Origin of the sequence: Comamonas aquatilis, from assembly GCF_965139575.1 — a bacterium.
Classification (GTDB): domain Bacteria; phylum Pseudomonadota; class Gammaproteobacteria; order Burkholderiales; family Burkholderiaceae_C; genus Comamonas; species Comamonas aquatilis.
Genome location: NZ_CBCSIW010000016.1, coordinates 38,007 through 50,862 on the forward strand (window position 1 = coordinate 38,007; position 12,856 = coordinate 50,862).

The 12,856-nt window shown below is 61.0% G+C and carries 12 protein-coding genes; 8 read left to right on the forward strand and 4 right to left on the reverse strand.

Annotated elements, in window-relative coordinates; all coding sequences use genetic code 11:
- The first annotated feature begins 11 nt into the window (after positions 1-11).
- Positions 12-641 carry an isochorismate family cysteine hydrolase YcaC gene (ycaC, locus tag ACNAZA_RS16605; protein ID WP_415797653.1) on the forward strand — a complete coding sequence of 210 codons (630 nt, stop codon included), beginning with the start codon at positions 12-14 and terminating at the stop codon, positions 639-641.
- Positions 642-797: 156 nt separating this feature from the next.
- Here ycaC and ACNAZA_RS16610 read toward each other — a convergent pair whose 3' ends face one another.
- From ACNAZA_RS16610 to ACNAZA_RS16620, 3 genes are all read right to left on the reverse strand, one after another.
- Positions 798-1,901, reverse strand: a complete 1,104-nt coding sequence (locus ACNAZA_RS16610; RefSeq protein ID WP_415797654.1) for a porin — start codon at positions 1,899-1,901, stop codon at positions 798-800.
- A gap of 355 nt (positions 1,902-2,256) precedes the next feature.
- Positions 2,257-2,814 carry a carboxymuconolactone decarboxylase family protein gene (locus ACNAZA_RS16615; protein WP_415797655.1) on the reverse strand — a complete coding sequence of 186 codons (558 nt, stop codon included), beginning with the start codon at positions 2,812-2,814 and terminating at the stop codon, positions 2,257-2,259.
- Between the two features lie 94 nt (positions 2,815-2,908).
- A complete protein-coding gene (locus ACNAZA_RS16620; RefSeq protein ID WP_415797656.1) occupies positions 2,909-3,919 on the reverse strand; it encodes an AraC family transcriptional regulator in 1,011 nt (336 codons plus the stop codon).
- 145 nt (positions 3,920-4,064) lie between these two features.
- Here ACNAZA_RS16620 and ACNAZA_RS16625 point away from each other — a divergent pair, with 145 nt between their 5' ends.
- From ACNAZA_RS16625 to ACNAZA_RS16645, 5 genes are read left to right on the forward strand one after another with little or no spacing between them, the layout of a single operon-like run.
- Positions 4,065-5,126, forward strand: coding sequence for a beta-keto acid cleavage family enzyme (locus tag ACNAZA_RS16625; RefSeq protein WP_415797699.1), 1,062 nt, complete (start codon positions 4,065-4,067; stop codon positions 5,124-5,126).
- Positions 5,123-5,716 carry an RBBP9/YdeN family alpha/beta hydrolase gene (locus tag ACNAZA_RS16630; protein WP_415797657.1) on the forward strand — a complete coding sequence of 198 codons (594 nt, stop codon included), beginning with the start codon at positions 5,123-5,125 and terminating at the stop codon, positions 5,714-5,716. Before ACNAZA_RS16625 ends, ACNAZA_RS16630 begins: the two co-directional genes overlap by 4 nt.
- 20 nt (positions 5,717-5,736) lie before the next feature.
- On the forward strand, positions 5,737-6,711 hold the full coding sequence (locus ACNAZA_RS16635; protein WP_415797658.1) for a tripartite tricarboxylate transporter substrate binding protein: 975 nt from the start codon (positions 5,737-5,739) through the stop codon (positions 6,709-6,711).
- A 32-nt stretch (positions 6,712-6,743) separates the two neighbouring features.
- On the forward strand, positions 6,744-7,778 hold the full coding sequence (locus ACNAZA_RS16640; RefSeq protein WP_415797659.1) for a zinc-binding dehydrogenase: 1,035 nt from the start codon (positions 6,744-6,746) through the stop codon (positions 7,776-7,778).
- Positions 7,775-8,578, forward strand: coding sequence for a TauD/TfdA dioxygenase family protein (locus ACNAZA_RS16645; RefSeq protein ID WP_415797660.1), 804 nt, complete (start codon positions 7,775-7,777; stop codon positions 8,576-8,578). The genes ACNAZA_RS16640 and ACNAZA_RS16645 overlap by 4 nt, the downstream gene beginning before the upstream one ends.
- A gap of 161 nt (positions 8,579-8,739) precedes the next feature.
- Here the strand turns inward: ACNAZA_RS16645 and ACNAZA_RS16650 are convergent, their stop codons facing one another.
- Positions 8,740-9,126: a winged helix-turn-helix transcriptional regulator gene (locus ACNAZA_RS16650; protein ID WP_415797662.1), complete on the reverse strand. Its 387-nt coding sequence runs from the start codon at positions 9,124-9,126 to the stop codon at positions 8,740-8,742.
- A 162-nt stretch (positions 9,127-9,288) separates the two neighbouring features.
- On the opposite strand from ACNAZA_RS16650, the gene ACNAZA_RS16655 reads away from it, so the two are divergent.
- The gene (locus tag ACNAZA_RS16655; protein WP_415797663.1) at positions 9,289-10,296 is read left to right on the forward strand and encodes a zinc-dependent alcohol dehydrogenase family protein; all 1,008 of its coding nucleotides are present in this window, start codon (positions 9,289-9,291) and stop codon (positions 10,294-10,296) included.
- Positions 10,297-10,611: 315 nt separating this feature from the next.
- Entirely contained in the window at positions 10,612-12,429 is a 1,818-nt protein-coding gene (locus ACNAZA_RS16660) for a DEAD/DEAH box helicase (protein ID WP_415797664.1), read from the forward strand.
- Positions 12,430-12,856: the final 427 nt, after the last annotated feature.

Consider the following 12,856-nt stretch of genomic DNA (forward strand, 5'->3'; position numbering starts at 1 on the left):
AGGAGATTCTCATGAGCAACAAGCCTTACGTTCGCCTCGACAAAGACAATGCCGCCGTGCTGCTGGTGGACCACCAGACCGGTCTGCTGTCCCTGGTGCGCGATATCGATCCGGACAAGTTCAAGAACAATGTGCTGGCCCTGGCCGACATGGCCGAATACTTCAAGCTGCCCACGATTTTGACCACCAGCTTCGAGAATGGTCCCAACGGTCCGCTGGTGCCCGAACTCAAGGAAAAATTCCCTACCGCGCCCTATATCGCCCGCCCCGGTCAGATCAATGCCTGGGACAACGAAGACTTTGTGAAGGCCGTGAAAGCCACGGGCAAAAAGCAGCTCATAGTGGCCGGTGTGGTGACCGAAGTCTGCGTGGCCTTCCCGGTGCTGGCAGCCCTGGAGGAAGGCTTTGAGGTGTTTGTGATTGCCGATGCTTCCGGCACCTTCAACGCCATGACCCAGCAAGCCGCCTGGAGCCGCATGGAACAAGCCGGTGCCCAGCTCATGACCTGGTTTGGCGCAGCCTGCGAGCTGCACCGCGACTGGCGCAATGATGTGGAAGGCCTGGGCGCACTGTTCTCCAACCACATCCCCGATTACCGCAATCTGATGAACGGCTACAGCGCCTTGACGGCCGGTAAATAAGCTCGCTCAGTCCGTAACAAAGCCCGCCGCGCGATGCGCTGACGGGCTTTGTTTTTTTGATAGCTGAAAGCGGATATTGCGTCTGCGCTCAGGCCGCTTTTTGCTCTGAATCTACGCCCCAGTTGCGCATGGCTGCCAGTTCCTTGTCGCACAGCTCTAAAAACTGTGGCGAATACCCAAGTCGAATCCCGATGCGTTACCGCCTGCCGTGGGTATCGGGCCATTCAATCCACCCGTGGCCACGGGCAGATTGATGCTGCCACGATTGTCGACGTAGGCGTACGTGCCATATATGGCCGTGCGTTTGGAGAGATTGTGCACATAGCCGATCGCGTATTTCTGCGATGAGCTTGCGCTGTTGTCATTGCGTGTCAGTCGCATAATGCTCATAGGAATCGTATCAGTGCCGACTTTCCATATGGCTCCCAATTGCCAGAAACGAACCTGGTTGGCCCCATCCAGTGTCGCCTGACGTTTGCCTGTCCGGTTCTCGCCGAGCAGTGCCATGAACCTATGGCCTTCCCAGAGATAGCTGCCGCCAATGCTGTACTGTGCATAGTCATCGGCTGCGCGGTTGCGCGTGGTGGCCGCAGAGATGACGGCTTCCCACTGCGTGTACCCATAGCCTATGCGCATGCCGTAGACGCGGCCATCCTGGCGCTCGGGGCCTGCGCCGTTCTCGCCAAAGGCCAGCATAGCCTGGTAGAACAGCCCCTTGCAGCTGGGACCGGAGCACCCGGGCGAGAAGTAGCCCACACTGTTGGAGGCACGGAATGCGGTGACCGTGGTTCCGTGCAGCACATGGGCGCTCATGCCGACGCCGGCGCGAAACGGGTCGTAGGCAAACAGATTCCAGAACGCTGGAGTGTAGTCACGGCCTAGACGAATTTCGCCCCACTGCTGGCTTTGCAGATAGAGGTAAGACCTCCGGTTGAAGGTCAGCCCGCCGCCGCCCGCATTGCCTGAGGGCTGGTTGTTGGTATTGGTGGTCTGACCGGTGCCGGTGTCTGTATTCAGACCTGCTTCCAGGTCAAAGCCTGCACGCAGGCCGCCACCCAGATCCTCACGCTCTCTGAAACCCAGACGGCTGGCCTGGTTGCCGCCGGGGGTCAGCAGCTGGCGCGAGCCGGCCCCCTCTGCCCGATAGGACGACAAGGCCGTATCCACGATGCCGTAGATCTGCAGTGAGGACTGCGCCGAGGCGCCGCCGGAAAGGATGGCGCAGGTCAGAGCGCCGATAGCCAGTGTTGAAGAGCGCATTGCAATCTCCTTGCATTGTGTGAATCGACAAAGAATCAAACGGAAGACATGCGTGAACCGCGCTCGCGCAATGACGGTGCAGGCAGCACTCCGCCGGCCAGACCAGAAAGCTGGTGCAGCGGGCGCAGGTCGACGCTGCTGCAGGCGATCTGTTCAGAACGCCATGCAGCGATGGGTAGTCAGGTTGAGGTCCGAGCCGTGGCGGTCCGGTGGGGCCGGGGAATGTGCTTGTAGAGCAAGCCCACGCCGCAGCGCAGTCATTGGCTGGTGCTGAATTCGATGCCGGTTTATCAGGTCTCTGCTTGAGACAGGGCGCTGAGCGCCGGGCCCATTTCGCTCAGTGCAGCCCGCAGACTCAGGCCGCTGGTCTGAGTGTGTGGGAGGTGTCTGCTTCGGGTTCGAGTTCGCAGTCCAGCGCGTTGACGATGCGTGCCACGCTGCAATAGAACGCGCCGGTTGCGAGCAGCTCCACCAGGTGCTTTTCTCCGAAATGCTCCAGCAAGGCTTTCATGGTTGCGGCGGTCGCACCGCTGGCGTGCGTCAGGTCGTCGGCGAGTTGCAGAACCAGGGATTCTTCGGCGTCAAACAGCGTGCTGTCGTGCCACTGCGGCAGCGAGGCCAGCTGTGCCTGGGTGACGCCTTCTGCCAGCGCCATGTGTGCGTGGTGTCCGTATTCGTAGCTGGATTCGTGCCGGCAGGCGATCTGCACGATCAGCAGCTCGCGCAGCCTGCGCGGTACCGAAAGCTCGTTGCGCAGGCCACGCGAGAACGGCGCCCACACCTTGGCGAGCGCCGGGGACCAGGCCATCATCCGCCAGACGTTCATCACCGTGCCGCGCTGTTTCATCTTCTCGAACACGTCTTTCAGTTCAGGATCCACGGTGTCTGTGTCGACCATCTTCATGCGTGCCATGTTCTTGTCTCCTTGGGTGTTCGTGTGCCTGAAATCATGCGATCTGCCGATCAAGGCCAATTGATCGGTTGTCGCATCGAATTGCTTTTCTGTCTCATGCGCGTTGAGATCGCCTGAATCGGATGAAGCTGGTGCCAAAGCTGGCGCGGAACCAGTGCGCGAAAGCACTGGCGGAGGAGAAGCCGAGCATCGAGGCAGCATCTTCGAGTGAATGGTCGCCGTCGTTGCACAGTTTTATCGCCACTTCGCGACGGACAGAGTCCAGCACCGACTTGAACTGCTCCCCCTCCAGGCTCAGTTGCCGATGCAAGGTCTGCCGGCTGATTCCAAGGTGTTGTGCCACCTTGTCTACCGTGCAACGGCCGTTTCCCAACAAGGCCATGATCAAGTGGCGTACGGTTTCTCGTCGCGCAGGCTTGTGCTGGCTGAGTGCCGTGTCGAGAAAGCGGCGTGCGAAACTGGCAAGCCCCGGTTGCGTCGGTGTCAGTTCGCGTGCCATGTCACTCGCTGAGCAGACGATGCCGTTGAACGAGCTGTTGAACTCAAGGCGCTTGCCGAGGAAGGACTGGTGAAACCGCAGATCGCGCGGTGGCCGGTGGGTGAAGCAGACCAGGCGAGGTTGCCATTCGGCACCAAGCAGGTCGCGCAGCATCTGAAACATCACGCCAACCGTCAACTCCATCGCCTGACGTGTCGGAACCGATTTACCCAGCATCAATTCCTCGCGGATGACGACAAGCTCGTCCTCTTCATCGACCCGCGCCTGCAGCGCGTCGTTGAGCACCCGGTTGTAGCTCAGCAGCGTCTTCAACGCTGTTAGCACTGTGCTCTCCTGCTTGATGACAAGGCTGACGGGCCCGAGTTCCCAGATATGTCGGCGGCTGGCCAGCCTCAGGCCGAACGCTTCCATCTCGGAGGCCTGCGCGCATTGATCCAATAAGCGGCACACCGCCTCCATACCGATCAGGGTCTCGTTGTCATCAAGGCAGCGGCGAGGCAGACCCGCCTTGTGCATCATGGAAAACGGGTCGATTCCGGCGGACTGCGCAAGGTCCGTGAAGCCCGTCAGGCTGGCGCTGCGGATGAGATGGGAAGTCAAGGTCATGGGAATCTCCGTCACCCTCGCGCTTGCAACAACTAATCAATTTGTCGCAACAACGGATCAATCCGGCAGCGGCGACGGTGCGCATCATAAGGGCAAGCGCGGTCACAGCCTGCAATCGCAGACTCCGCTGCTACCAGGGAAAACCATGCACTTCCTCGACGGCGCCTTGCTTCCAGAAAACCAGGAAAAATTGGTCATCACCGCTGCCCCGTACGGCCCGCAATGGGAGCCGGGTGACTTTCCATCCGACATTCCGGTCACCATCGAGCAGCAGGTGCAAAAGGCGGTGGATTGCTACAACGCCGGCGCCACAGTGCTTCATTTCCATGTCCGCGAGGATGACGGCTCCGGCTGCAAGAACCTCGATCGTTTCAACGAGGTGCTCTCACGCTTGAAGCAGGCGGTGCCCGACATGATCATTCAGGTCGGCGGCTCGATCTCGTTTGCGCCCGTCGAGGAGGGTGCGAATGCCGAGTGGCTGAGCGATGAGACTAGGCATATGCTGGCGCGCCTGAAACCGACGCCCGAGCAGGTCACCGTGGCCATCAATACCGGCCAGATGAACATGGTGGAACTCATGACTCCTGAGGACCGCGCCGGAACCTCGTTTGCGCGCAAGGCGGTCTATGACGCCTACGAGGAAATGATCGTGCCGGCAGGCCCTGCCTGGCTGCGGGAACATCTCGCGCAACTGTCTGCCAACGGCATCCAGCCGCATTTCCAGATTACGCAGAAATCCGGGCTCGTCACTCTCGAACGTCTGATCCGTGAGGGCATTTACAAGGGCCCGCTCAATGTGAACTGGGTTGCGCTCAGCGGTGGTTTCGACAACCCCGATCCCTACAGCATGATGGAGTTCATTCGCCTGGTCCCGGATGGCTCGACGCTCACGCTGGAAGCACAGATGCGGGCCTGTTTGCCTATCAACGCCATGGCGATCGCCATGGGCTTGCATGTGCGCTGTGGCATCGAGGACACGCTCTGGGGACCTAGCGGGGATCGCATGAGCAGCGTGCAGCAGATCGAGCAACTGGTGCGCATCTCGCGTGAAATGGGACGAGGCATCGCCTCAGCCAAAGAGGCGCGCACCATCTTCAAGATTGGTACGCAATACCAGACAGTGGATCAGACGCTGGCCGAGTTGCGCTATCCGAGCGCTCGCCGTCCGGTGCGCCCCGCGTTGGCAGAACGCAAGGTGGCGGCATGAACGCCGCACCCACGCTGCTGCTGATTCCCGGCCTGCGCGACGAAGCGACCGGGCACTGGCAGACCATCCTCGCCGGCCAATGGCCGGGCGCGGTGTCGCTGCCTGCACTGGGCCGCAGAAACATCGATCTGGCCGCTCGCCTGGTGCAGATCGAAGAAGCAGTTCAGGCCATTTCAGGGCCGGTGGTGGTGGTCGCGCACAGCGGCGGAGCCATCGCCACGGCGCATTGGGCCCAGCGTACCCGCGCTGCCGTCCAGGGAGCGCTGCTGGCAACGCCGCCGCTGTTCTCGGGCTCGTTGGGAGCCGAGTTTCCGGAGCTTGCTGAATTCCAGCGTCACGGTTGGGCGCCCATTCCCCGCTTGCCGCTGCCGTTTCGCAGCATCGTGGCGGCGAGCAGGAATGACCCTCTGGGCTCCTACGCCGGCGTCAGCGAGCTGGCGCGGGACTGGGGGGGCAGGCTGTTCGACCTGGGGGAGAGCGGCCATCTGAACCCGGCCTCCGGTTTCGGGCCCTGGCCTGCGGCGCTTGAGCTGGTCCGTGAGCTGGCATTTCCGAAGTCTAGAATGCCCGCGAAACGCCACGCCGCGTGAAATAAATCTAGGAGACAGCAATGAAAAATTCGATCCACGTGGTTTGTCGTTTCACGCTCGCCGCATTGTTTCTGGCCGGCTCATCGCTGGCCCAGGCCTGGCCTGAACGGGTCATCAAAATCATTGTTCCTGCGCCAGCTGGAGGGAACATGGATGTGCCCGCGCGTGTCTTTGCCAGCTATCTGTCCAAGGAGGTCGGTTTCCCCGTCATCGTCGAGAACAAGGCTGGCGCTGGGGGAGGCATAGGCGTTCAGGCCATGCTGAACGCGCCTGCCGACGGGCACACGATTCTGTACACCAGCTCCAATGTGCTCACCGAGATACCGCACGTCATGAAGCTGTCGTACGACCCGATGAAGGACGTGCGGCCGGTGGCAGCGCTCGCCAAGTACCGTTACGTGCTGGTGGTGGCGCAGGACTATCCAGCCAACGACCTGGCCGGCATGGTGCGCCAGCTCAAGGCTGAGCCGGACAAGAGCAGCTTTGCCTCCCCAAGTCCCGGAACGATCGCGCAGCTCGGTGGCGAGATCCTCAATCGCAAACTTGGGGTGAACATGCAGCATGTACCGTTCTCCGGAACACCTCCCGCACTGAATGCGCTGATGTCCAAGCAGGTCACCATGGTTCTGGACAGCGTCGTCACCTCCGGGCCTCTGCTGCAAGGTGGCAGGCTCAAGGCGCTGGCCATCGCAGGAACCACCCGCTACGCCGGCATGGCCCAGGTGCCGACCTTCGCCGAGCAGGGCTTTCCGGAGTTCAGCGATTTCACCAGCTGGCAAGGCATCGCGGTGTCGCCCAAGGTACCGGCCGCCGTTGTCGAGAAACTCTATGCCGCCACTAGCCGCATCGCCGGCCGGGCGCCATACCACGAGCAGATTGCCCGCATAGGTTTCGAGCCGGTCCAGCCCGATTCGCCGCAGCAGTTCGCACAGCGCCTGCAGTCGGATTACGAGCACTTCGGCGCGCTGAACCGCACCCTGGCCCTGAAGCAATGAAGTCTTGCAACCTTGAAGGAAACGAGTCAGCTATGAAAGCAGCCATGATTGTTTCGGGCCCACTAGGCGGCCGTCTGGAGATTCTGCAGATTCCTCGCCCGACGCCCGGCCCAGGCCAGGTGGTGGTACAGGTGATGGCTTCGGGTTTGAACCGGGGCGAACTGATCCGTGTGCGTGAGGCGAGAAGCGGGTCGCCCATCCTGGCCGGCATTGAATTCGCCGGCATCGTCAGCCAGGTCGGTCCGGGTGTGAACGGCCTGCGCGAAGGCGACCGCGTCGCCGGTCACGGCTGGGGAGGTCAGTCCGAATATGTGCTGGCCGAGTCACGTGCGCTGATGCCAATGCCGGCGACCTTGTCCTGGCCCGAGGCGGCTGCCTTCCCCAATGTGTTTATCACCGCACACGATGCGCTGGTCACCAATGGCGAGTTCCGTGCCGGTCAGACCGTGTTGGTCAATGCTGCCACCGGCGGCGTCGGTCTGGCCGCCATACAGCTTGCCGCCCAGCTTGGCGCCAGCCGGGTTATAGGCAGCTCGCGCTCGGCGGCAAAACTGGCGCGGCTGCACGAATATGGCGCGACGCACGTCATTGACGCTTCGCAGCCGGACAATGTGCAGGCCGTGCTGGATGCCACGGATGGACGCGGCGTGGATGTGATCATCGACTCGGTGGGCGGTTCGGTGTTCGATGCAAATCTGAAAAGCATGGCGTTGCGCGGTCGGCTGGTCATCATTGCGCGCATGAGTGGCATCGAGACGGCCCAGGTCGACATCAAGCATCTGTGGATCAATCGCCTGAAAGTGATAGGGACCACGTTCCGCACTCGCACCGAGGAAGAGCGGCTCACCCTGATCGAAGCCTGCGCGCGCGACGTGTTGCCGCTGTTGTGCGAAGGCCGTCTCAAGCAGCCAATCGACCGCGTTTTCGCGCTCGACGACATCGCGCAGGCCCATGCCCACATGGCCAGCGACCAACACTTTGGCAAGATCATCCTGGCTGTCCATGAGGATGCCCTGACCACCGACACACAAGCCCTGTCACTGCAGACGACGAAGGAGATGGTATGAACTTGAAGACAACATCGCTGACCGGGTCAGTAGGCGCCGCAGTTGACGGCATTTCGCTCTCGGAGCCCTTGAGCGGAGAACAGCTGGAGCAACTGCGCGAGGCATTCCGGCGCCATTGCGTGCTGGTGTTCCGTGACCAGCAGCTCGCTCCTGCGCCTCAGCTGGCTTTCGCCCGTCTATGGGGCGAGCCCATGGTGTCGGCCCTGCTCTCCAAGCTGCAGCTAGGGGAGTATCCCGAGGTGGTTCAAATTCGCACGACTTCGAAGGAGCTCGTGTCCACCGAGGCTTGGCACTACGATGCGCCCCATACGCCCGTACCGCCCAAGATCACCATGCTCAGCGCACAGGTGATTCCGGCGGGTGGCGACACGATGTGGAGCAACCAATACCTGGCCTACGAGAGCCTGTCTCCTGTCATGCAGCGCATGCTGGAGGGTTTGCGTGTGCATTTTCGTGCCGTGAAACTGGCCCGATCTCAGGGTGTCATGGATTCCGACGTGCCATCGGCCGTGCATCCCTTGGTGCGCACGCATCCCGAGACCGGCCGTAAGGCGCTGTATATCGGCCACGCCGACAACGTCGTCGGCATTGAAGGCATGCACGAGGCCGAAAGCCGGCCTTTGCTGAATTTCCTGTACCAGCACAGCACGCAGCCGGACAACATTTACCGCCACATGTGGCGTGCCGGTGATGTCGTCATGTGGGACAACCGCTGCACCATGCACTACGCGGTGCATGATTACGGCACGCAAGAGCGTGTGCTGAACCGGGTGACTCTGAAGGGCGAGGTGCCGGCCTGACGCGGCTCTGGCCGGTGACTGCTGGCAGGATTTTCCCACCTCGAATTCGCATTGGGAGCGACCTTGACCAAGGTCTCACACCGTGCATCGTTTCCGTGATTTGTGGCCGGAGTGGTGGCTCCGGTTTTTTTGATAGCTGAAAGCGGATATTGCGTCTGCGCTCAGGCCGCTTTTTGCTCTGAGTCTTCGGCGCAGCTGGCGGGCAGGGTGTCGTCATGCAGACGGTCCTTGGCATATTCCTGGCCCCAGTTGCGCATGGCAATTAGCACCGGCTGCAGGCTGCGGCCCAGTTCGGTCAATTCATAGTCCACACGCGGCGGTACTTCGGCATATACCGTGCGCAGCACAATGCCCGCGTCTTCCAGCTCGCGCAGTTGCAGCGTGAGCATGCGCTGGGTGATGGCGCCAATCGAGCGACTCAACTCGCTGAAGCGTTTTTTGCCATGCAGCAGATGGAACAAGATGATGGGCTTCCAGGTGCCGCCCATGACAGACAGCGTCACCTCCACGGCGCAACCGCTTTTGCTGTTCAAACGTTTCACAAGCACCTCTTTTCCTGACTTCCAGATACGCTGCATCCTAGCGCCAGGCCAGTATTCATGCATTACTTACATTTTTAATACTATCCAACAAATATGTGGGTTCTGGCGTTCTTCATCCTTTGACTGCACCATGCACAGCCTCTGTATTTTTTCTTCACAAGGACAGCCATGAAAGCCATGCAACTTGCCGCCCCCGGTGGCCTGGATAACCTGAAGATTACCGACCTGCCTGCCGCCGCAGCCCCTGCTGCGGGACAGATCCAGGTGCGCATTCACGCCAGCTCGCTCAACTATCACGATCTGGGCGTGGTTCGTCGCCCCGGCGCGGCTGCCGACGGACGCATTCCCATGGCCGATGGCGCGGGCGTGGTGACCGCCGTAGGCGCTGGCGTGACGGAATTTGTCGTGGGCGATGCCGTGGTCTCCACCTTCTTCCCGCAATGGCTGGCCGGCCGCAAGGTGCCGACTGACTTTCAGCTGGTGCCCGGCGACGGCGTGGACGGCTTTGCCCGCGAGTCCGTGACCCTGCCTGCCACCTCTTTTACCCATGCGCCCAAGGGCTGGACGCATGCCGAAGCCTCCACGCTGACCACGGCCGGCCTGACGGCCTGGCGCGCTTTGGTGGTTGATGGCGGCATCCAGGCCGGCGATACCGTGCTGGTGCTGGGCACCGGCGGGGTCTCGATTCTGGCGCTGCAAATGGCCAAATCCATGGGTGCCAAAGTGATTGCCACCACCTCCAGCACCGCCAAGGCCGAGCGTCTGCGCGCCCTGGGTGCCGATGTCGTCATCAACTACAGCGAAACCCCTGAATGGGGCGACGCCGTCCTAGCCGCCACCGGCGGGCGCGGTGCCGACATCGTGGTCGAAGTCGGCGGCCCCGGCACTCTGCCGCAATCGATTCGCGCCTGTGTCCCCGGCGGCCATATCGCGCTGATCGGCGTGCTCACCGGCATTGCCGGCGCCGTGCCCACGCTGGAGCTGATGCGCAAGCAGCAGATCCTCAAAGGCCTGATCGTCGGCAGCCGTGAGCAGCAGCAGGACATGGTGCGCGCGCTGGAGCTGTTCGGCTGGAAGCCGGTGATCGACAGCAGCTACCCGCTGGAGCGCATGGCCGAGGCATTTGCGCACCAGGCGGCAGGCAAGCATTTCGGCAAGATTTGCTTGGAATATTGATAGCTGATGGCGCTTGATGCGCCTTGGTTTGAGATGAATCGGGCATGCGATTATTTTTAAATCGCATGCCCGATTGGCTTTTAGCGGGCGGCTTCGATACGCCACGGCTGGATAGCCATGCTTTGCAAGCAAAGAAAATCGAATTTCTATTGCTAATAGCCAATATTAATTGACCGATAAATGCGAGACCGTAATCAGTGAATGGATTGATATCTCTCGCCCGATGGAGATTTATCCGCTGAAAGACTGACGCCGGGCCCATAGGCTATAAACACCCATCCTTGAAACAACAAGATACAAGTGAGGGTGGAGGCAATGGCGGTACTGATACCCGCATTCGGCAGTTGCGCGGGGCGCATGACGCATGGTGAAAAGCGTCTGGCCCAGCGTTTGCAGCAAAAGCTGGAAGACGATTATTGGCTGTGGTGGGATGTGCCTATCGGCCCCAAACAGACGCGGCCCGATTTTGTCTTGGTGCATCCGCGCCGGGGGGCGCTGATTCTGGAAACCAAGGACTGGCATCTGGAAACCATTCGCAAAGCCACGCGCGAATATTTTGAAATTCTGGATGCCGGCAGCAGCCGAGCCAAGGTGGTGATGAGCCCGCTGCAGCAGGCGCGCCACTGCGCGATTCAGGTCATCAATGCGCTGGAACGCGATCCGCAATTGGTCGCTGATGACGGCCCGCACCAAGGCAAGCTGGCCTTTCCCTGGGGCCATGGCGTGGTTTTCACCCGCATCACGCGCAAACAGTTCAACGATGCCGGTCTGGGCCATGCCATTGCCGGGCATCTGGTGATCTGCCAGGATGAAATGCTGGAAAACGTCGATGCCGAAGTCTTTCAGCAGCAGCTGTGGAATATGTTCCCGCACCGCTTTGGCCCGGGCATCAATGTGCCGCAGCTGGAACGCATCCGCTGGATTCTGTTCCCCGAGGTTCGCGTGCCTCAGCAGCAAAACCTGTTTGACGACAGCGCCCGGAATGAGGACGAGCTGCCCGACATCATGCGCGTGATGGACTTGCAGCAAGAGCAGCTGGCGCGCAGCCTGGGCGACGGCCACCGCGTCATTCACGGCGTGGCAGGCTCGGGCAAGACCATGATTCTGGGCTACCGCGCCGAGTATCTGGCTCGGACGCAACAACAGGCGGACGCGCCGGGCAGCAAGCCGATTCTGGTGCTTTGCTACAACGAGCCGCTGGGCGTGCAACTGGCGGCCAGCATGGAGGCCAAGGGCCTGCAGGACCGCGTCCATGTGCGCCATTTCCACAAATGGTGCCGCGAGCAACTGGCGGCCCATGACCTGCTGCCCGAAGACACCCACGGCTGGCCGACAGGCAAGCTGATGGAGGAATATGTGCGGCGCGTCATTCGGGGCGTGGAGGACAAGCTGATCCCCACCGGCCAGTACCACGCCATCCTCATCGACGAAGGCCATGACTTTGCGCCCGAATGGCTCAAGCTTGTGACCCAGATGGTGGACCCGGGCACCGACAGTCTGCTGCTGCTCTATGACGATGCGCAAAGCATTTACGACCGGGGCCAGAAGCGTAACTTCAGCCTCAAAAGCGTGGGCATACATGCGGCCGGCCGCACCACCATTCTCAAGATCAACTACCGCAACACGCACCAGATTCTGCAACTGGCCCACCGTGTGGCGGGCGACATGCTCACGCCCGAAGACGCCAAGGACGAAGACCGCATTCCCCTGCTCAAACCTCTGAGCTGCGGCCGCGAAGGCCCGGATCCCATCGTCATCGACCTGCCCACCTTGCCCGAACGCGCCGCCCGCGTGGCCGAGCTGCTGGCCGACCAGCATGCCCAAGGCCATGCCTGGGGCGATATGGCCGTGCTGTGCCGCCACAAGGATGAGCTATGGGTTTGCGCAGACGCCTTGCGCCGCAAAGCCTTGCCGCATCGCGTGCGGGAAAAGTCCGGCGACTTCAAGCCAGAGCACGACTCCATCAAGCTCATGACCATGCATGCCAGCAAGGGGCTGGAGTGGCCGGTGGTGGCTGTGGTTGCTTCTGACGCAGAGCGCAGAGCCAAGGACGTGAAGAAGGATGGGGCGCTGGAGGCTAGATTGGTTTATGTGGCTGCAACTCGCGCAACATATAAAGCAATTCAAGTTTGATTATTTAATGTGCTTTTTAGGAAGAGGTAGGTATGAAACCTAGGCCAATACATTGCCGCAAATTTGCGCATGATGCGGCCGTACTCTTCGGTGCAGCTGCGCGTAACAAGAGGCTGCCGTCACCGGCGTGGGCATAAGGGGCGATTACCTGGGCGGAATAGCTTCATTATGAAATTAATAGCTGTTAGCGCAAACAGTTATTGGGCTGAAGGCCTATTTCGCTCATAAATCTCGCAGGCCGTCTTCTCCCACCCCTTTTGACGGCGCCTGTGGTGCGCGTTCGGGCTGCGGGCATTGGCACCGCAGACTGGATTGCGTGACGCAGGTTTGCCCGTACGAAGCGCAGGGACGCAGACAGCAGGGCGGCGTTCTTTGCTTACTTTCTGGGGCGTCAGAAAGTAAGGCGCCCACCGGGGCGAGACCCGGC